Source organism: Phytobacter ursingii (assembly GCF_001022135.1).
GTDB lineage: Bacteria > Pseudomonadota > Gammaproteobacteria > Enterobacterales > Enterobacteriaceae > Phytobacter > Phytobacter ursingii.
The window spans coordinates 844,539-865,327 of sequence record NZ_CP011602.1 but is presented as its reverse complement, the minus strand read 5'-3'; the positions used below and the strand labels follow the sequence as shown (position 1 = coordinate 865,327).

The following is a 20,789-nucleotide window of genomic DNA, read 5'->3' as shown; positions in this document are numbered from 1 at the left end:
GTAGCGCTGGCGTGCGGTTGACTCAGGCAAGGCCGATAAAGAACCCGGCGATGGTGGCACTCATCAGGTTTGAGAGCGTTGCCGCCGCCAGCGCACGCATCCCAAGCTGAGCGATTTCCGGCGCGCGCTGGGGGGCTATCGCGGAAAACGCCCCGACCACGACGCCAATGGAACCGAAGTTGGCAAACCCGCACAGCGCAAACGAGATAATGGCGATGGTTTTGACATCCAGCGTGCCGCCCGTTTGCAGATAAGGTGAGAAATTGAGATAGGCCACGAACTCATTGATCGCCAGCTTTTGCCCAATCAGGCTGCCGGCCAGCGTCGCATCGTGCCAGTCTACGCCCATGATCCACGCCAGCGGGGCCAGCACATAACCGAAGATCCCTTCCAGCGTGGCATGACCGAAACCAAACCAGCCACCGACGCCGCCAATGATGCCGTTTAATAGCGCAATGATCGCCACAAACGCCATCACCACCGTCGCCACACCCGCGGCAATTTTCAGCCCGGTCATCGCACCGCTTGCCGCCGCTTCAATGATGCTTTTTGGCGGTGTTTCGGTAAACGAGAGATTTTCAAACGTGACCTGAGAGGTCTCGGTTGCCGGACTCAGCATACGGGCAAACAGGATACCGCCCGGGATCGCCATTAATGACGCGGCCAGCAGGTAGTCAATCGGCACTCCCATTCCGGCATAACCGATCATCATAGACCCGGCAATCGAGGCCATCCCGCTGCAAATCGCAGTGAATAATTCGTTGCGGTTAAGTTTATGGATAAACGGCTTCACGATAGCGGGGATTTCATTCTGCCCAAGGAAAATCGTGGTCACGGCGACGAACGATTCGATCTTGCTGATGCTCAGCGCCTTCTGGAAAATCCCCCCCAGAATACGGATCAGTAATCCCATCACGCCTATATAGTAGAGCAGGCTGATTAGCGCGGTAACAAAGATAATTGCAGGCAGTACGCGGAAGGCGAAAATAAACCCGGCGCCGTCAAACAACACATCCATTTTCGGCCCGACCAGCGAGCCAAAGATAAAAGCGCTGCCCGCGTCGCTGTAGGACATTACTTTATGAACGCCCAGCGCCGCCTGCTCAACCAGCCATTTGCCAGGCGGGAAGTAAAGCATAATCCCGCCGATAGCGATTTGCAGCAGCAGTGCGGCGCCCACGGTGCGTAAGCTGATGCGCTTTTTATTTACTGACAGCAGAAAAGCGATGGCCAGTAATACCACCATACCCAGAAAACTTCTCATTATATCCATAATGATTTTCCCTTCATGCCAGGAAACCCGGCGTAAACGCCAGGTTTTGGTATGTCTGATATCCCTGCGGGCGACCGCTCGCTGCCCGCGCCTGGGTTATGCGAGACGTTGGTACTCTTTTGCGATTTCACATGCCAGCACGGCGTTGTTGAACACCAGCTGAATGTTTGATTTCAGGCTGTCGCCGCCGGTTAATTCAGCAACACGCGCCAGCAGGAACGGCGTGCTCTCTTTACCGACCACACCCTGCTCTTCAGCCTCTTTCACCGCCCGATCGATAGCGGCGTTGATTTTCTCTTCTGCCATCGCAAACTGCTCGGGAATGGGGTTCGCCACGACCAGGCCACCATTAAGGCCGGTTTGCCATTTCACCGCCATTGCGCGGGCAATCTCTTTGGCGCTGTCCAGACGAATGCTGACCTCAAACGGACTGGTACGGCAGAAAAACGCCGGTAATGATTTTGTCTGATAACCAATTAACGGCACGCCAAAGGTTTCCAGATATTCGGTGGTCAGGCCAAGGTCGAGAATAGATTTCGCCCCTGCACAAACCACCGTAACGTTTGTGTGCGCCAGCTCCTGCAAATCGGCGGAAATATCAAACGTATGTTCGGCGCCACGGTGAACGCCGCCAATACCGCCCGTCGCGAAAACTTTAATCCCAGCCAGTGCGGCAATAATCATGGTGGAGGCTACCGTGGTGGCGCCATTTAATCCGGCGGCGACCACAAACGGTAAATCACGGCGGCTGACTTTTGCGACGCTGTGTCCTTCACGACCGAGTAATTCAATTTCGTCTTTCGTTAAACCAACTTTCATTACACCGTTAATAATGGCGATTGTCGCCGGCACCGCACCGTGTTTACGAATAGTCTCTTCGACTTCAATTGCCGTTTGCGCATTTTGCGGGAACGGCATACCGTGAGAAATAATTGTCGATTCCAGCGCTACAACCGGTTTGTTATTTTCCAGTGCTTCTTTTACTTCCGCAGAGATATGCAGTAATTCAGGGGAAATCGTTAATTCAGACATCTTGTTTCTCCACTAGCGATGTGACTTTTGAAAAAGATAAGTCAGGATTATTGGTATATTCGGACGCCAGCGCCATGGACGAACAGCCTTGCGCAAAACGCACCGAATCGATAAATGAAAAACCTGCCACCCAACAGGCCGCCAGACCCGCCATCATGGCATCGCCAGCCCCGGTGACATTAACGACCTGGGTTTTAATCGGAGGTGACCACCCACTGACGCCGCCGCGCTCGCTGTAATAGACACCGTCGCCGCCCATGCTCAGCACCAGCCGTTGCAGGCCGCGGGTGTGAAACCATTCGGCAACGTTTACCACATCGTCGCGCCCGGCAAGCGTAATACCGCTGAGAGTTTCAGCCTCAAGGCGATTGGGTTTGAGGGTATGAATCTGCCCCAGCCAGTCGCGAATTTTCACGCATTTCCAGGCTGAGACCGGGTCGACAAAAACAGGCGTGTCGCCCGCATGGGTTAGCAGCCAGCCCAGTGCGTCTTCGCTGATATTACAGTCGACCACCACCACCCTGGCATCGCGAATAAAATCAATATGTTTTGCCAAAAAAGCCGCCGATAAATGCTCGGTAATATGCATATCGTTGATGGCAACCAGCATTTCACCGGTATTATCCAGAAGGGATAAATAACTCGACGTATTTTCCCCCGCTACAATCAGGCATTTTTCTATATGAACGCCCGCCTGACGGGTTTGATTGAGAAGAGATTGCCCATAAAAATCATCACCCACTACGGTGAGTAACCAGGACTCAGCTCCCAGCAAGGCAAGATTCTGTGAAATATTACGCCCCACGCCGCCCGGCGTGAATTTTATTTTACCCGGGTTGGAATCCGCGTAATTCAATACACCATGAGAATAACCGGCCACATCCATATTGGCGGAACCAATAGTGATTATATAATCCTTTTTACGCATAGAACGCCCTCTGGCAAAGAAATGCCATATCAATGAGATCGTCGAGATAACATAAAATTATCTATCGATGGCGAAAACCTTATTAGAGCACATGTTTATTTAAGAACATATGTTCATCGTATACCTGGTTTGCGTAAAGTAAACACATCAGAGGGAGCGAGGATGAATAGGTATGAAGGACATCACAAATTTATGGGTGACGAGCCTGAAACAAAATAAAGAAATGAGAGATTGGACACAAAAGACCAACAGGCATAATAAACAGGCGCGTCAGCAAAGCCAGACGCGCCACGGTAGCGGGTAAGTACGATAACGGTCCCGGTGCGGGTAACACGCCAGATTTAAGAGCGTTGCTGTCACAAGGGCATCGTACCGCTATGTCCAGCGCATTAACGCAAACGCGGGTTTCACTCACTTATAGGTGACCGTGAAGGTCAACTTACCGTTGGCTTTCCCGCCTGTGACTGTGCTTGCGGTTTTAATGTAACGGGCATACAGCGGCAGCGTGATACTCAGCCTTCCGTCAGTAGGAAGGGTATATTCCAGCGGATTATTCAGATTGACTTTGCCAACTACACTTTCCGTAGTGGAAAGCTGGATCCCCACGCCCACTGCGTGCGGAGTATTATTGGCGCCGGTGGTGGCGATTTTTATTATTCCGTCAGTCGCGCTGACCACATCGTCGTTGGGAGTCAGGGTGACAGAGGCAATATTACTTTTTATTGCAGCTGGCGAGGAAGTCCCCGTTCCGCTGTTCCAGGTATTATTGGTCGCCCAGCCGGAGAAGGTGCCGCAATTCGTCAGCCTGATGCTGGCATCTTTCCACGCGGTGCCGCTGCCGATACTGCCAAACACGCCCTGTTCGTGGGTTCCCAGTGGCACCGAAGTTAAAGGCGTCGAGATATCACAGGTTGGCGTATTCAGGCTCATGGCGCCGCTGAAGGATAAGCGCATGATTTCGGCCTCTCGCATATTGTGCTGAATGACAGGAAAGGATGAAATATCAATCACTCCGGAACCGATTGTGTTGTCGATTTTTATTAGCGAGACAATAATATCATTCCCACCTGTTATAGGTACTGTAAAAGAACTGGCAGGAGTCACTACAGGGCTATCGAGATATCCTGGGATAGTATATAAATGATGAGGCCATCTCATATCTCCATACTGGAATTTAACGCCAATACCCTCAACGCTGGTTTTATAGGTTGCAATATGACTCGACAGGCTTAACCCATTGTTAAGAAGAGAGTAAATATACCGCGATCTTACAGCCGGATAGCACGTCCCCTGATTCAATTCAGACCACCCATTGGTACCAGCAAATACTTGCTGAACTATCACGCCACCGACGGGCAGCGATGCGGGAACATTCAGCGTGCCATTTAGCGGCATGGTGTATTCTTTTACCGCCTTATCTGCGGTACACCCTGCCCTCGCGTCTGTTGCCCAGAGAATTGAACATAAGCTTAACAGCAATAACGTTTTCCCCTGTTTTAACATCACCTGCCTCCCTGCCCCTCAATTGTGCATAAAGGGGGAATATAGGGCAGAGCCAGCGCTAAAAAGTGAAATTATTTAGAGGCAAAATGCATCACCTCTGGTGAAGCCTAACGCACCGCCTCGTATGAATAACGGTGAAAATGTGAAATTCAGAATTAAACGGAAGGAAAAATAGTGCGGCTCAACGGACGGCGCTTTAAATAATAAAAGGCCAACGGTATCGGCCTTTTAAAAGAAGAGGTGCTTTCACTCACTTATAGGTGACCGTGAAGGTCAACTTACCGTTGGCTTTCCCGCCTGTGACTGTGCTTGCGGTTTTAATGTAACGGGCATACAGCGGCAACGTGATACTCAGCCTTCCGTCAGTAGGAAGAGTATATTCCAGCGGATTATTCAGATTGACTTTGCCAACTACACTTTCCGTAGTGGAAAGCTGGATCCCCACGCCCACTGCGTGCGGAGTATTATTGGCGCCGGTGGTGGCGATTTTTATTATTCCGTCAGTCGCGCTGACCACACCGTCGTTGGGAGTCAGGGTGACAGAGGCAATATTACTTTTTATTGCAGCTGGCGAGGAAGTCCCCGTTCCGCTGTTCCAGGTATTGTTGGTCGCCCAGCCGGAGAAGGTGCCGCAATTCGTCAGCCTGATGCTGGCGTCTTTCCACGCGGTGCCGCTGCCGATACTGCCAAACACGCCCTGTTCGTGGGTTCCCAGTGGCACCGAAGTTGAAGGCGTCGAGATATCACAGGTTGGCGTATTCAGGCTCATGGCGCCGCTGAAGGATAAGCGCATGATTTCGGCCTCCCGCTGATTGTGCTGAATGACAGGAAAGGATGAAATATCAATCACTCCGGAACCGATAGTGTTGTCGATTTTTATTAGCGAGACAACAATATCGTCATCACCCGATGTTAAATTATCAAAGGAAGTCCCAGGGCTAATTACCGCACTATTATAAGATGCCGGGATATCTCGATTGGCCCAGCTTAACCGGAACCTTACACCAATCCCCTCTACGTTGGTCTTATAGACTCCCGTATAACTCGACAGGATTAACGTGTTGCTAAAAAAAGAATATATTGACCGCGCCCGAACGGCCGGGTTGCATGTCACCCGTGTCCATTCGTACCCATTAACTTTGAATACTTGCTGAAATATCACACCACCGACGGGCAGCGATGCGGGAACATTCAGCGTGCCATTTAGCGGCATGATGTATTCTTTAACTGCCTTATGTGCAGTACACCCTGCCCTCGCGTTGGTTGCCCAGAGAATGGAACATAAACTTAACAGCAGTAAAGTTTTCCCCTGTTTTAACATCACCTGCCTCCCTGCCCCTCAATTGCGCGTAAAGGGGGAATATAGGGCAGAGCCAGCGCTAAAAAGTGAAATTATTTAGAGGCAAAATACATCACCTTTGGTGAAGCCTAACGCACCGCCTCGTATGAGTAACGGTGAAAATGTGAAATTCAGAATTAAGCGGAAGGGAAATATATGCAGGGTCAACGGAAGGCGTTGCAAAATAAAAAAGGCCGAACGTGTCGGCCTTTTAAGGTCGTTAACCGTTTTATGCCGCTTTGGCAACCGCTTCGGTTTCCGGACGTTTCAGGAAGGCGTAGACCAGGCCTGCCAGCAGGGTACCTGCAACGATAGAGAGCAGGTAACCGACAACCGGCGTGATAGCTCCTGGGATCAGCAGAACGAACAGACCACCGTGCGGCGCCATCAGTTTCGCGCCAATCGCCATGGAGATAGCGCCCGTCAGCGCGCCACCGGCGATACAGCAGGGCAGAACACGCATCGGGTCACGCGCCGCGAACGGAATCGCACCTTCGGAGATAAAGCACAGCCCCAGAACCAGCGCTGCTTTGCCCCCTTCCTGCTGCCCTTTATCGAATTTGTTACGGGCAACAATGGTCGCCAGCCCCATCGCCAGCGGCGGCACCATACCGGCAGCCATGATGGCGGCCATCGGTGCGTAAGTCTGGGTACTCAGCAGGCCAACACCAAAGGCATATGCCGCTTTGTTCACCGGACCACCCATATCGGTACACATCATGCCGCCGAGGATTGCGCCCAACAGGACGGCGTTCGCCGTACCCATAGTTTGCAGCCAGGAAGTCAGACCGGCCAGGATGCCTGAAACCGGTTTACCGATAAGGTAAATCATCGCCAGGCCAACAATCAGGCTGGAGAACAGCGGAATAATCAGGATCGGTTTCAGTGCTTCCATACTTGGCGGCAGCTTAACGCCTTTACTGATGGCTTTCGCCAGATAACCGGCAAGGAAACCGGCAATGATACCGCCGATAAAGCCAGAACCGGTGCTCACGGCCAGCATACCGCCGATAAGACCCGGCGTCAGGCCCGGGCGGTCAGCGATGGAGAACGCAATGTAACCCGCCAGTACCGGCACCATCAGGGCAAACGCAGAACCACCACCGATTTGCATCAGCGCGGCAGCCAGCGTATCCGGCGTTTTAAATGCGGTAATACCGAAAGCAAAGGAAAGTGCGATACACAAACCACCGGCAACGACCATCGGCAGCATGTAAGAGACCCCGGTCAACAGGTGACGATAGGCGCCCGCGCTCTCTTTTTTACCTTCACTGCTCGCCGATTGCGTACCGCCACTCGGCTGATACGTTTTCGCTTCGGTTTGCGCTTTGTCTAACTCCTGCGCCGTTTTCTTCAGGGCCAGCCCCGTGGTGGTACGGTACATCGGTTTGCCAGCGAATTTCGCCAGGTCTACTTCGATGTCCGCAGCCACAATCACCAGATCGGCCTGAGCCACTTCTTCCGGCGTGATGGCGTTACCCGCGCCAACAGAGCCGCGTGTTTCCACTTTCACCCACCAGCCGCGTTTTTTCGCTTCAGTTTCAATGGCCTCTGCCGCCATAAAGGTATGAGCAACACCTGTCGGACATGCAGTGACGGCCACAATACGTTTCGGACCACTGGTAGAGGTCGCAGGTGCCGCCGCCGGAGCCGTGTACGGGGAAGCGTGGTTCTTCGCTTCGCTTAAAAACAGTTCCGGATGAGCCACAGCGCGATTGATGTCGCCCAGCCAGACTTTCTTGCCGCTCAGCGCGCTGTCAGCCGGCACGCGGGAGCCCAGAACGATCGCCAGCTCAGCTTCACCGGGGTTATCGATAAACTGCAAATTCGCTTTTTGTGCCGCTGCGCCTAACAGGCTTTTCGCCATATATGCGCGAGCTTGACCGAGTTCAGAATCAATTATCAGCAGCGTTTTCATTATGCTCTCCTGCTGTTAGTTAAAGGGTTTTAAGTCAACACGCGCCATCATCGCGGCTAACTGGGTACGATCGGTAATACCTACATTGCTCTGGCTAACAGCCAGTGCTGCCACAGCAGTGGCCAGACGCAACGTATGTTCACTGGACTCTCGCATTAACAGGCCATAAATCAGACCGCCAACCATTGAATCCCCTGCGCCAACGGTGCTTACCACCTCCATTGACGGCGGTTTGGCGATCCATTCGCCAGAAGCGTTAACCCACAACGCCCCTTCCGCGCCCAGTGAAATAACCACATGGGCAATTCCTTGTTCACGAAGCGCATGCGCCGCGTCGATCACATCTTTCAATTCTGGTAATTTGCGGCCTGCCCAAATTTCGAGCTCGCGACGGTTAGGTTTAACCAGCCACGGTGCAGCTTTCAGACCAGCAACCAGCGCATCGCGGCTGCTGTCGAAAATAATGCATGGGCACTGACTGCGCAGGCGCGTCATCCAGTCGGTAAAGGCTTCCGGGCTCACACCAGATGGCAAGCTGCCGCTGACACACACCATGTCAAACTGACCCAGCCAGGTCAGTGAATCATTAACAAAACGCTCCCAGTCTGCCGGTGTTACTTCAAAGCCGGAGAAGTTGAAGTCTGTCACTTCACCGTCTTTTTCCGTCAGCTTCACGTTGATACGGGTACGGCCCTGTACAATCTGGAAACGGTTAGCAATGCCCAGCTCGCTGAACAACTGCTGAAAACCGTCCTGGTTGTCTTTACCCAGGAAGCCGCCAACGGTAACGTCGATGCCCAGGTCTTTCAGGACTTTCGCCACGTTGATGCCTTTACCCGCAGCATGCAGGCCGGTGGTGCGAACCAGGTTCACTTCACCGCGTTCAATTTCCGGGGTAAACCCGACCAGATCATAGGCTGGGTTAAGGGTAATGGTGGCTACACGTCTGCTCATTATGCGCCCTCCCCCAGACCAGCAGCGATGGCTTCGCCAATCGCTTTCAGCGCTTGTTCAGCATCATCGCCCTGCGCGGTGAAACGCAGACGGTGACCTTTCTTCACGCCCAGCGCGACCACTTTCATCAGGCTACGACCATTGGCGGATTTACCGGTACCGTCGAGGTTAGCGACAGTCACTTCGCTATTAAATTGTTTGATGGTATTGACCAGCATGGTACCCGGACGGGCATGCAGGCCATGTTCGTTGCGCACCACAAACTCAGCGGTCAGCAGGTTATCAGCAATAGCGTCGTCGCTGGTCAGCAGCGCCAACAGGGTAGCGGCATCCGCGCCCAGAAGACGGTCCGCTTTATTATCGAGCAGCAGGTTGCTCAGGCGTTTGAGTACGGCAACCGGCTGGTCATCAGCCATTGCGACACTGACCAGCAAGGCAACGCTCTCACCATTCACATCAAAGGCTTGTGCAGCACGGCTGACAGCCACCGCGCTTGCCAGGTTGCCCTGCGCGCTGTCGTTCAGCCAGATACCCTGACCGAGGTTCAGCGGTTGTTCGTTAATCGCGCGTGCCACATAGACAGCATCAACCGCGCCCGCTTCTTTCAGACGCGCGGCGTTCAATGCTTGTAATGTCACCAGGTCGCTGGCGACAACGTCAAGGCTCAGCGTGTCGTTATCCAGTTTCAGCGACGCCGCCTGCTGTTCGCCCATCAGCAAGGCACGCAGTTCTTCTGCTGTGGTCGCGGATTGCAGCTGTGCAGCAACGGAATCATCGCTCAGGATGTGGGTCAGTTGACGCAACAGGCCGAGGTGCTCATCAGAACTGGCGGCAATACCGATAGCCACATAGGCTACCTGCCCTTCACCCCAGAGAATGCCTTGCGGGAACTGGAATACTTTTACGCCGGTTTTCAACACCTGGTCACGGGTATCGGTCGTTCCGTGCGGAATGGCAATCCCGTTACCGAGGAAGGTCGAGGTCTGCTGCTCACGCGCCAGCATGCCATCAACATAACCACCGGCGACGTTGCCTGCTTCTGCCAGTGCGGCGGCAATCTGACGAATCGCCTCTTCTTTCGTCCCGGCCTGCTGGCCCGGATGGATGTCCTGAACGGATAACTGGAACATGTAAATCCTCTCCTGCTGAACTGAATCGTTTCAGCTGACTTGAGAAATAATGCGCCACCCTGAGATGTGTTGAAAACAAGATGACGCTGAAACGTTTCGCGAAGTTTTGATCTTTCCGTTTCAGCTATCAAGAAAAGTCTCATTTTTGATTGCAAAATTACGATCTACTGCACATTTCATCCCCCGAATTCCCTTTTTTGCTGAACAAAGCTGACCTCATTTTTGCGTCATATTCAGCACCCATCAGCAGGGTAATATCGGTGAAATAGTGTTCCGCTGTGGTGAGCAAAAAAGAGGCTGAAAAATACCTGTCTGTTTTTCGGTTGTTGGCTGTCGTGCCTTATCGATACCGTTAAGACGCCACTTAACAGAGGAATGTGATGATGAATTTTGCCCTATTACACCAACAAGAAGAGCCGTTACTGATTGCGAATGTCTGGGATGTATCCAGCGCCAGAGCCGCGCAGACCGCAGGTTACAAGGCCATTGGCACCTCAAGTGCCGCCATTGCTGCGATGTATGGCTACGCCGATGGCGACGGCATCAGCTTTGCAGAACTCCGCCACCTGGTCGTCCGTTTGCGGGCGTGCTGCTCCCTGCCGCTGACCGTTGATATGGAGTATGGTTATGGCGACAGTCACCACCAGATCATTGAGAACCTGCTCGATCTGGCTGAACTCGGTGTGACAGGCGTTAACCTGGAAGACAGCCGCGTTCAGCAAGGAAAGCGTGTGTTGCAGGATTCTGCTGAATTTACATCACTACTGAACGCCATTCGCCAGCGCATTGCTGACGAAAAGTGCAGTCTGTTTATTAATGCCCGTACCGACACTTTCCTGCTGGGTGTCGATAACGCGCTGCCTGAAACGCTGGCTCGCGGCAAGCTGTATGCGCAAAGCGGAGCCGATGGTCTGTTTGTACCCTGTATGACGCAACCGACGGATATTTCAGCCATTGCCGCAGCCATTCCCGTACCGCTCAACGTTATGTGTATGCCAACGTTGCCGGGCTTTGCGGAGCTGAAAGCACTGGGCGCGAAGCGTATTTCGATGGGGGATTTTCTCCATCAGACAGCACAAAGCGGCATACAAGCACTGTTTGCTGATATTGTAAAAGCTCACTCTTTTGACGCGGTATTTGCCCATGCAGCAACACGATGAATCGACCTGTGATATCTGGTACCAGGCGCTGCTGGCTCGGGCAACGGATTATGCGGGGGTCTTTTTTGTCGGCGTAAAGACGACCGGCGTGTTTTGTATTTCGACCTGCCGGGCACGTAAGCCAAAGCGCGAGAACGTCATGTTTTACTCGGATTTCTCCGCCGCGCTGGCCGCCGGTTTCCGCCCGTGTAAAGTCTGCCGCCCGACGGAGAACGCCTTTACCGCACCGCCAGCCGTCGAGCGGGCGCTGGCATTACTGCGGAATTCGGGCAGCGTCAAAGTCAGCGATGCGCAGCTACGCGAGCACAATATTAGCCCAGAGGCCATCCGCCGCTGGTTTATCAAAAACCACGGCATGACCTTCCAGGCGTACCAGCGCATGCTGCGGGTAAACACAGCGATGCAGGAGCTGAAATCAGGCCGTAAGGCTATCGAGACCGCCTACGACAGTGGCTATGATTCATTGAGTGGCTTTGGCTATACCTTTAAAAAGCTGACCGGCCACGCCCCCACGCATCGCGCACAGATTATTGTTATTCAGCGCTTCACCACCCCACTCGGCCCGATGTTCGTGTGCGCGACGGAAAACGGCGTCTGCCTGCTGGAATTTGTCGACCGACGGGCGCTGGAAACCGAGTTCAGCGACATTCAGCGTCTGTTTTCTGCGCGGATCATCGCCGGAGAGAATGAATATACCCGGCAGGCAGTAAAGGAAATAGGTGAATATTTTGCCGGTGAGCGCCAGAGATTTACCCTGACACTGGACGCACCGGGTACCGCCTTTCAGCAGCAGGTCTGGCAGGCCCTGCGTGAGGTGGGTTATGCCGGGGTCAGTCATTACGGCAGGATTGCTGAGCAGACGGGTAATTCGAAAGCCGTGCGTGCAGTGGCCAGCGCCACCGGTGCTAATCGTATTGCGATTGTGATTCCCTGCCACCGGATCCTCGGCAAGGACGGTGCAATGACGGGCTACGGCGGCGGTATTGCGCGCAAAAAATGGTTACTGGAACACGAAGCGAAATATCAGCATAGCGCTGAATAGCTTCCGAATAGCGTTAAGGTGCGGTCGCAGCTTCCAGGTTAATCAGGAAGGTCATGGCCGCGTCCCGATCGCTAAAACACATCCCGGCGCTCGGTTGCAGACTGGCGCAAACGGTTGGGCGCAGCGGGGAATTGAAGATTTTACACTTATAGTCATCCGCAAGCTGTACACAACGCGTGTTGGCCGGCTTGCCTAATATATAATTATTCATTGTTTAAAATTCATATTCTTGCTGTTAGCATCAGGTCTATCTGATCAATCAATACCATCCGAAGGGAATCACACTCAATGAAACCCAAGCTGTATTCGTACGTGCGTTTTTCATCTGTGAAACAACGGGAAGGTAACTCCCTGGAGCGTCAGCAAGATACCGCTCTAAAAATTGCGGCCCGTTATAATCTCGAACTTGATACAACGGCTTTCCACGATCTCGGCATGTCCGCGTTCAAAGGAAAAAATGCTCATGAAGGGAAGCTATCGGAGTTCATCAAGCAGATTGGGGCTAAAGTTCCCGTTGGCTCGTGGCTAGTAGTCGAAAATCTTGACCGCATTAGTCGTGATGATGCCTGGAGCGCTTTGGATATATTCAAGAACATACTTAGCAAGGGGATAGTCGTTGTTACTGGCATGGATGAAAAGGTCTATAAGTACGCCGATGTAAAGAATAATCCAACCGATTTAATCATTTCATTGTTAATGTTCACACGCGCCCACGACGAATCGTTGACAAAAAAGAATCGGGTTGAAGCCCAGGCCCGTTCGTTGATACGGCACAACCTGACAAGAGAACCGGGAACGCCAGCAAAAGCAATAGAATCAGTCGGTCAGAATGTTTGGTGGGTAGATACAAAATCAGGATACGTTACTCCACACCCTATATATTTTACCGCAGCTCAGAAGATTATCGAACTTAAACAAAACGGTGAAACACTTATTGGAATCCAACGATATCTTAACGAACATTACCCAGCCCCTAAAAAGAGGGTTTATAAAGACCAGACAGGTCAAGCGCTGACACCCAAAACTGAACTATGGGGAAAACATTTGATCAGGACCTTTTTGAACCCCACTATTCACGGACAAAAAACCTTCACGCTGGATAAACGCGATGAATCAGGTGCTATCATATACGATTTCGAATCAGATGAGCCGTTGAAAGAAACATTCATTATTCCTGATTACTACCCCGCACTTATGTCGGAGGTGGACTACTTGACACTTTCGAAATTAGATCGACACCGCGCCATCACTCGTAGTTCGTCAAAATATCCAGCAGGTAACCCTGAACCAGAAATCCCACTACTCTCAGGTCTCGGTATTCTTTTTTGCGGCAAATGTGGTTCTTTCATGTTCAAGTCTGGTTCAAGTGAAAACAAGTACCGTTATATATGTGGTTCCAAAATCGTTCAGGGTAAACCTTGTGGTAAAAAAGGTTTTACGTCATACCAGCTTGAGCACACTGTTTTGCAACTAATCGCGGATCACGTTTGGAACAACCACCAAGAGGATAAAACAGCTTGGTACGAATCTGAGATTAAACAGACATCAGAAGTTATTGATAAGCTACTGAAACTGGCAACTTTAACGGACAGCCTCGAAGAGTTAGCAGAGCAGATTAATTCGAACAAACATAAAAAAGTAGCGCTTGAAAGAGAATTTCAGCAGTACAAAATCAACCGTTCAGAGATTCAAACTACAGGCTGGGAGCAATTCCGGCATTTCGATGTTCATGACACTAAAAATCCTGACCGTAAGAGGATTAGACTGAAAGTAAAGCAAGCCATTAAACGTATTGATTGTCATGACATTGATGAGCGACATGGTTATTTCGAAGTGACTTTCGCCGACGGAAAAAAACAGAGAATAGTGATTAAGTTCAATCGCAACCGATCACCTGGTGTTTCATATGTTGAAGCACAAACAGTCAACGATCATGACTTACTAAAAATGCAAGGACTTGTGTTGCACTCATTCATTGATGCACTGATTTCGCCTGAAAAATTTACGCAGCATATTAAGGACAAACACGAAGTCAGCATTCTAAACCCGACGTTTATCACCGAGCTTGAAGATGGTACAAACCAAGACAAAGGCAATGGAATGGCTATCAGAGTGAATAACTCTACAAGCAAATCATATGCAACTGTTAACGGTATTAAGTACGAGATTAACTCACTGGAAGACTTAGAAAAACTTTCACGCTAAATTACTCCCCCCTTGCCGACCTGACAAGGGGAAACCAACCAACTCCTCCAATGACCATATCCCCGTCTACGTTACATCAGAACAGTCTCTGAACCCTTCGAACCTCAATCGATCGATTTTACAGATCAATTTTACAATATTGATAGATTTTATAGATCGATGTAAGCTCATGATTATTCGTCTGGTGTTTCTCGTTAACAAGGCTCATGGGATGAGTACTCTGCCCCCGTTAGAGTGCGAAAGAAAGAAGGTGTCCAGAATGGAAATCCTAAAAAAAACGTTAAAAATCATGGCATCAGGCATTATCATCATTTCTGGTATTGCCGCTGCTGCATCGAGTACCGTCTATTTACTGCCAGAGGCAAAATCATTCGGTGTTGCAAGCCACGATCAGAAAGCTTTGATGTTCCTTGCGATGGACAAGAAAGCAAATCTAAAAGGGATCTGCTTCGCGATGGTAAGGCAATCAACGTCTCTCGTCCCACTGGTAGACATCACCGCAACTACTGATAGCGGCAGATTCGTGATGCACGGGTTACGCCCGAATCTTAGTGATGCTAATGAAGTCGTTTGTTCCTTCGGGTCCGAGTCCGGGGATTTTATTACTGGTATTTCTAAATCCACCTTCTGCAAGATGAAATTTAATTTCAATGGGGAGATCAGTAGTTATACGTTTGATACTACGGAATTCAGGAAAATACTTACTGCCAATGGGCAAGGTATAGTGGAAAAAGCAGTTAAAGACTACGCGCAAGGAGTACGCGCACCTGTATTCTATGATAACAGCAGTGCCCCCGCGAAAAACAATGCTGCGACGTCAAATGTCGATACACACAGTTATAAAGCAAGCAATGATAAACTCAATTATGTATGGAAAAGCCTTAGCCCTGAAACACGAAAACGTTTACTCCCTTCTCAAAGAGAATGGATAAAGAATAAATCCTACTGCCATAATGAACAGAAATGTCTCACCGAGATGACGAACAAACGCATTCTTGAACTAGAATCTGAAAATGGCAAATAATACATTGATTTTAAAACACGATTCGATAATTTCATCTTCTGGTCATGCATACACCGGAAAATACACTGTGGGACGATTACATCTTACGGATACATTCATCGTTGAATATATGAGACTAGCACATGGAATAGAAATACCTGACTCATGGGTTAGTCATGGTTTCACTAACATTCCTGATATCAATACTCGTAAGGTTTTGTATATGGAATGCTGCGATATTTTATCGCGAGAAACCATGAATGAGATCCGCGATTCTGTGAAGTCCCCACTTGACGGCATGAAAATATACCGGAATGGAGATAATGTGACTAGCATACAATTCAAGGATGACCGAAATGAAATCACCGTATGATGGTTATATCAAAAAATCATTAGTAACTGTTGTTATCGCCTATGGTATCTACCTTCTCTATGGACTTGCAACAACATCCTATCAAATAAAAACTCCTGAAATAATGACCTCAGAAAATACTGGCACGGTGTTTCTACAAGAACCAGAGCAACCATCCAAACCATCATTGATTGATATACTGCCAAGACTGTATACAACCGAAGATGTTTATTGGCGATTTAAAGAGCATGAGTTCCGGGCAACAAACAATTTCAAAGGATGCCGGTTAATGGTAACAGGCCAAGTTAAAAGCATTGGTACTACTACTTTCAGTAAGGCCCCATTAGTAACGTTATACATCCGTGATTCGAGTGATGGGCTAAAGTTCATTTTCGAAAATACGGATTATGATAACGATAAGGTTGCAGCGTTAAACGTGGGGGATACATTGATTATTTCTGGATGGAATGCGCGACCAGCAACCTTTGGAGGTATTTTTTTAGATAGTTCGCAAATCATGACTAACATGGTATCAAAAAAGAAAAGGCAAATGCTGGTTGTAAATGGTGGAATCTATGATCGGGAGATATGCCAGAAGTAACGATTTACATGCTCTTCAAATGCAGGGGCGAATCCCCCGGCATCACTCACCAACGGTTTTGGGTACAATTCAATAAATCATGGTCTGTTTTTAGATGCCACAAGGTTCTCTCTCCGTAAAGCTTGTAAAGCATTGGTCTTCTGTTGATGTTGACGGCTGATCATCCACTAAGAAAGGCCGAAGCAAACACCACCGCTACGGGAAAACATAATCTTTCATGAAGTCGGTAGTTGGTGGTAGTGATTCTACAGACTTTACTGTATATCTATTTCGATGTTTTACTCTTATCTGCGGGCATTATTTGGTTTAATTATCCTCAGAAGCTATGAAGTTTACGTATGCTGCGTCAGGAAAAATATTGTAAGATCAGTCGATTAAGTTCCAATATGAGAAGTGAAAATGGATGATGCTCATGGTAACTATGTTATCAAGCCGATAAGACGCATTGGTAAAGGCGGATTCGGCTACGTCGAAGAAATTCAGCTCCAAAATTTTAAAGGTCATACCTGCGGAGCATATGCAAGAAAAGTCTTTGCTCCACAAGACCCTGCCTATAGAGATGAATTTATTCGTAGATTCGAAAGAGAGGTCACTTACCAGGCTGACTGTAAACATACCAACATAGTGCCAATTTATCTTCACCACCTGACAGGTGATGAACCTTGGTTTGTGATGGATTTAGCCGAAGGTGATTTGGTTACTGCTTTGCGTTTAGGCGAATTGACAATAAGGGATAAGCTCAGTGCAATTCGGATGACGCTCGAAGGTGTTGCGTATCTTCACGATCACAACTATTGGCATCGGGATTTAAAACCCCAAAATGTTTTGAGATTTTCTGACGGAACTTACAAAATATCTGACTTCGGATTGGTCAAAAATGCTGATCAAAAAGCTGAGTCAGAGGTGATAACAAAAGTAGCTGCGATTATGGGTACCGAGCGTTACATGGCTCCAGAGGTCTTCGCCGGGATCTATTCAGAAAAAACAGATATATTTGCCTTAGGTGTCCTTATTGAAGATATGGACCTAGGGTCTATACCAGGGGTAGATGACTTGGTTACGAAAAGTACTGCCAGGAAGCCTCCAAAAAGATATGGTTCTGTGCATGAAATGCTCGCAGACTTGGAAAAAATAGTTATAGGGAATGGGTTATGATTGAATTATCAACTTGTGGCTTGTTCTCCTTCCCTAAAGAGCCACACAGAGAAAACCAAGATACTGTTCTCCCTCCATTGTGCATCAATAATGGTTTTTTGATTGCTGTCGCTGATGGCGTTGGGTCGTACGATGGTGCGCAAAATGCATCTCAATCAGCCATCAGAGAACTACCTGAACTTGTTAGAAAAGGAAATCTACAAAATATGACAAGCCTTTTCCTTTCGCTCAAGGAGGGGGTTTCTTCACTTTCACATAAGAACATTAAATTTTCTCATGCAGCTACAACGCTAACTTTCTGTTTCGTAGATGATGAGGGCCTTCATATCGGGCATGTTGGCGATTGTCGCTTGTACGTAAAAAAAGATTCTAAACTCAAGCAAATCACCAAAGATCATACCCAACATCAAAAATTGCTTGATGATAAAATATACAGCAAGAGCGAACTGAAACAATTGCCGGGTAAGAATACCCTCACGACCGCAATTGCGAATGCGATCCCGCTTGATTTTCAGCAAACATTCATCCCTCATGATGAACTCCTGAATGACAGGGATGAAGGATTTGTTTATTTGATGTCTGATGGTACACATGCATTCTGGGAAAAAAGGCCACGCTTCTCATTAACTACGTTAGAAAATCCTACAAGTTTTGCATCCAGCCTCTATAAACGAATTGAGCGATTTGGACCGATAGATGACCATTCATTGATCGCTGTTAGATACAGGCTTCTCTGACCGCCTTCGGGCGGTTTTTTATAGTCTAATTACTTAGTAAATACTCCTCCAGCAAAAATCAGTACAAGTAATTTCCTTGATGCGCCATAGTATGTAATTCTAACATGCTAACTTATAATGATATTATCGCAACGAGTTGAGTTCACATTTACAAAAACGAATTATTCTCAATAAAAACCTAAAGACACAGTCTTTATTGGGTATACCCGATAAAGATTGAGACTTAAAGTCTCAATAGAGTTTTATTGTGACCTGCCCCCAGAGTTAGATACAACCTTCAGTTAGTAATGTCGGTTGGTTTTTCTTCATATTTCCCGTTTCGCCAGCCCGCTGCAAATTCAGCCGGCGTCAGGTAATTCAGTGATGAATGTGGTCGACACTCGTTATAATCCAGTCGCCAGTCATTAATGATCTTCCTGGCGTGAACAATATCGCTGAACCAGTACTCATTCAGGCATTCATCACGAAAGCGTCCGTTAAAACTCTCAATAAATCCGTTCTGCGTTGGCTTGCCGGGCTGGATAAGTCGCAGCTCCACACCATGCTCAAAAGCCCACTGATCGAGTGCGCGGCAGGTAAACTCCGGGCCCTGATCGGTTCTTATCGTAGCCGGATAGCCGCGAAACAGCGCAATGCTGTCCAGAATACGCGTGACCTGCACGCCTGAAATCCCGAAGGCAACAGTGACCGTCAGGCATTCCTTTGTGAAATCATCCACGCAGGTCAGGCACTTGATCCTGCGACCTGTGGCCAGTGCGTCCATGACGAAATCCATTGACCAGGTCAGATTGGGCGCCATCGGGCGGAGCAGCGGCAGACGTTCTGTTGCCAGCCCTTTACGACGTCGTCTGCGTTTTACACTCAGGCCATTAAGTTGATAGATGCGGTAAACCCGCTTGTGGTTAACGCAAAGACCTTCACGTCGCAGAAGCTGCCAGATACGCCGGTAACCAAAACGGCGGCGTTCAAGTGCCAGCTCTGTGATGCGTAGAGACAGCTGCGCGTCAGCAGGCGGACGCTGAGCCGAATATCGGCAGGTTGACAGGGACAGACCTGCCAGCCTGCAGGCACGACGTTGCGACAGACCCTTAGCCTCGCACATGACTTCCACGGCTTCCCGCTTCTGGTCTGTCGTCAGTACTTTAGCCCAAGAGCCACCTGAAGCGCCTCCTTATCCAGCATGGCTTCAGCAAGCAGCTTCTTGAGTCTGGCGTTCTCTTCCTCAAGAGACTTCAGGCGCTTAACCTCAGGCACCTCCATACCGCCATACTTCTTACGCCAGGTGTAAAAGGTGGCGTCGGAAATGGCGTGCTTACGGCAGAGCTCACGGGCAGAAACGCCGGCTTCGGCCTCGCGGAGAATACAGATGATCTGTTCGTCGGAAAAACGCTTCTTCATGGGGATGTCCTCATGTGGCTTATGAAGACATTACTAACATCGCGGTGTATTAATCAACGGGGAGCAGGTCAATTGAACTCTATTGATAATATAATCACGTAATGTATCATATGGGTAATATTTTCATACTATAAAGAGAAACCATGATGGATGTCCGTATCTACTGCCGTGCATCTACGGAAGGACAACATGCAGATCGTGCAGTGGTTAGTCTGCGCGAGTTTGCACAAAGCAAAAGCTGGCAGATTGCCGGAGAATATATTGAGAATGCCAGCGGTGCAAAGTTGGAGCGTGTGGAACTTATGCATTTACTGGCAGAAGCACAACCCGGCGATCTACTTCTTATTGAAGCGATTGACCGTCTCAGCCGTCTACAACACGAAGAATGGGCTGAACTAAAAGCCACGCTGAACAGTAAAGGACTGGTGATAGTTTCTATGGATTTACCAACCAGTTGGCAGATGGTTGAATTGTCGGGTAATGACCTTACTAGTGGTATTCTGCATGCTGTCAATGCAATGTTGATCGACATTCTCGCAACAATGGCAAGGCAAGATTATGAAACTCGGCGCAAACGCCAGGCGCAGGGGATCGCGAAAGCAAAACTAGCAGGATTGTACACTGGGAAAGAAAAAGATATGGAAGCCCGTGAGACAGTTCGCGAAATGCTGGCCCAGAATGTTAAACCAGCCCACATAATGAAAGCGGCTGATATCAGTCGTGCCACGTTTTATAGAATCAAGAAAGAGTTAGTAAGCTAATTTTACATTAAGCATATGGCTCAAAATCGAATAAACAGGGTTCGTAGATTGAACACATTCATATATGACAGTCTGGTTTGAGTGAAACGGAAATTGTCGATTTTAAACCTGATATAGAGACATTAGAGCATCACTTGCCCTGCAAGGTGTAATGCCGTAATGACATCTGCATTTTAACTTGTTTGGGTAACTAAAAATCTATAAAAACATTGATAACTACGCAAAAATAATAATTTCCCAATACATAATACAGCGGTAAAAATCAAGTTGAAATTTTTACGCTGTTTACAATGCTTTT

At 49.1% G+C, this 20,789-nt stretch carries 19 protein-coding genes; 9 read left to right on the top strand and 10 right to left on the bottom strand.

The annotated features are described in order from the left end of the window. Positions 1-22: 22 nt before the first annotated feature. From AB182_RS07410 to AB182_RS07400, 3 genes are all read right to left on the bottom strand, one after another. Positions 23-1,273 carry a NupC/NupG family nucleoside CNT transporter gene (locus AB182_RS07410; RefSeq protein WP_047369528.1) on the bottom strand — a complete coding sequence of 417 codons (1,251 nt, stop codon included), beginning with the start codon at positions 1,271-1,273 and terminating at the stop codon, positions 23-25. 96 nt (positions 1,274-1,369) lie between these two features. Further along, positions 1,370-2,305, bottom strand: coding sequence for a pseudouridine-5'-phosphate glycosidase (locus tag AB182_RS07405; protein ID WP_047369527.1), 936 nt, complete (start codon positions 2,303-2,305; stop codon positions 1,370-1,372). Beyond that, a complete protein-coding gene (locus AB182_RS07400; protein ID WP_047369526.1) occupies positions 2,298-3,233 on the bottom strand; it encodes a pseudouridine kinase in 936 nt (311 codons plus the stop codon). Before AB182_RS07400 ends, AB182_RS07405 begins: the two co-directional genes overlap by 8 nt. A gap of 172 nt (positions 3,234-3,405) precedes the next feature. Between AB182_RS07400 and AB182_RS33215 the strand changes: the two genes are divergently transcribed. Further along, positions 3,406-3,537 (top strand): hypothetical protein, encoded by a 132-nt coding sequence (locus AB182_RS33215; RefSeq protein ID WP_261802768.1) that lies wholly within the window; start codon positions 3,406-3,408, stop codon positions 3,535-3,537. A gap of 107 nt (positions 3,538-3,644) precedes the next feature. On the opposite strand, the gene AB182_RS31380 is transcribed toward AB182_RS33215, so the two are convergent. The 5 genes from AB182_RS31380 to fruB form a co-directional block, all read right to left on the bottom strand. Continuing rightward, positions 3,645-4,736, bottom strand: coding sequence for a fimbrial protein (locus AB182_RS31380; protein ID WP_082137024.1), 1,092 nt, complete (start codon positions 4,734-4,736; stop codon positions 3,645-3,647). A 250-nt stretch (positions 4,737-4,986) separates the two neighbouring features. After that, entirely contained in the window at positions 4,987-6,057 is a 1,071-nt protein-coding gene (locus tag AB182_RS31375; protein ID WP_082137023.1) for a fimbrial protein, read from the bottom strand. Positions 6,058-6,304: 247 nt separating this feature from the next. Further along, positions 6,305-7,993, bottom strand: coding sequence for a PTS fructose transporter subunit IIBC (gene fruA / locus AB182_RS07385; protein ID WP_047369523.1), 1,689 nt, complete (start codon positions 7,991-7,993; stop codon positions 6,305-6,307). Positions 7,994-8,008: 15 nt separating this feature from the next. Next, on the bottom strand, positions 8,009-8,947 hold the full coding sequence (gene fruK, locus AB182_RS07380; protein ID WP_047369522.1) for a 1-phosphofructokinase: 939 nt from the start codon (positions 8,945-8,947) through the stop codon (positions 8,009-8,011). After that, entirely contained in the window at positions 8,947-10,077 is a 1,131-nt protein-coding gene (gene fruB / locus AB182_RS07375) for a fused PTS fructose transporter subunit IIA/HPr protein (RefSeq protein WP_047369521.1), read from the bottom strand. The genes fruK and fruB overlap by 1 nt, the downstream gene beginning before the upstream one ends. Positions 10,078-10,460: 383 nt before the next feature. Between fruB and AB182_RS07370 the strand changes: the two genes are divergently transcribed. Together AB182_RS07370 and AB182_RS07365 are read left to right on the top strand one after the other, a co-directional pair. Further along, the gene (locus AB182_RS07370) at positions 10,461-11,237 is read left to right on the top strand and encodes an isocitrate lyase/PEP mutase family protein (protein ID WP_047369520.1); all 777 of its coding nucleotides are present in this window, start codon (positions 10,461-10,463) and stop codon (positions 11,235-11,237) included. Next, positions 11,221-12,279, top strand: a complete 1,059-nt coding sequence (locus tag AB182_RS07365; RefSeq protein WP_047369519.1) for a bifunctional transcriptional activator/DNA repair enzyme AdaA — start codon at positions 11,221-11,223, stop codon at positions 12,277-12,279. The genes AB182_RS07370 and AB182_RS07365 overlap by 17 nt, the downstream gene beginning before the upstream one ends. A gap of 13 nt (positions 12,280-12,292) precedes the next feature. On the opposite strand, the gene AB182_RS07360 is transcribed toward AB182_RS07365, so the two are convergent. Further along, entirely contained in the window at positions 12,293-12,490 is a 198-nt protein-coding gene (locus AB182_RS07360) for a hypothetical protein (RefSeq protein WP_047369518.1), read from the bottom strand. A 77-nt stretch (positions 12,491-12,567) separates the two neighbouring features. On the opposite strand from AB182_RS07360, the gene AB182_RS07355 reads away from it, so the two are divergent. The 5 genes from AB182_RS07355 (at position 12,568) to AB182_RS30340 (ending at position 18,332) form a co-directional block, all read left to right on the top strand. Beyond that, positions 12,568-14,484 carry a recombinase family protein gene (locus AB182_RS07355; RefSeq protein ID WP_047369517.1) on the top strand — a complete coding sequence of 639 codons (1,917 nt, stop codon included), beginning with the start codon at positions 12,568-12,570 and terminating at the stop codon, positions 14,482-14,484. Positions 14,485-14,743: 259 nt separating this feature from the next. Next, positions 14,744-15,508 carry a lysozyme inhibitor LprI family protein gene (locus AB182_RS07350; RefSeq protein WP_177328612.1) on the top strand — a complete coding sequence of 255 codons (765 nt, stop codon included), beginning with the start codon at positions 14,744-14,746 and terminating at the stop codon, positions 15,506-15,508. 335 nt (positions 15,509-15,843) lie between these two features. Further along, positions 15,844-16,440 (top strand): hypothetical protein, encoded by a 597-nt coding sequence (locus AB182_RS07345; protein WP_047369516.1) that lies wholly within the window; start codon positions 15,844-15,846, stop codon positions 16,438-16,440. A gap of 399 nt (positions 16,441-16,839) precedes the next feature. Further along, the gene (locus AB182_RS07340) at positions 16,840-17,595 is read left to right on the top strand and encodes a serine/threonine-protein kinase (RefSeq protein ID WP_047369515.1); all 756 of its coding nucleotides are present in this window, start codon (positions 16,840-16,842) and stop codon (positions 17,593-17,595) included. Continuing rightward, positions 17,592-18,332: a PP2C family protein-serine/threonine phosphatase gene (locus AB182_RS30340; RefSeq protein ID WP_071845852.1), complete on the top strand. Its 741-nt coding sequence runs from the start codon at positions 17,592-17,594 to the stop codon at positions 18,330-18,332. Before AB182_RS07340 ends, AB182_RS30340 begins: the two co-directional genes overlap by 4 nt. A gap of 277 nt (positions 18,333-18,609) precedes the next feature. On the opposite strand, the gene AB182_RS07330 is transcribed toward AB182_RS30340, so the two are convergent. Continuing rightward, a protein-coding gene (locus AB182_RS07330) for an IS3-like element ISKpn34 family transposase (RefSeq protein WP_120773466.1) occupies positions 18,610-19,730 on the bottom strand; the annotation gives its coding sequence in 2 pieces (ribosomal slippage) (positions 18,610-19,478 and positions 19,478-19,730; 1,122 coding nt in all). A gap of 146 nt (positions 19,731-19,876) precedes the next feature. Here AB182_RS07330 and AB182_RS07320 point away from each other — a divergent pair. Beyond that, entirely contained in the window at positions 19,877-20,491 is a 615-nt protein-coding gene (locus AB182_RS07320; protein WP_047373216.1) for a recombinase family protein, read from the top strand. Positions 20,492-20,789: the final 298 nt, after the last annotated feature.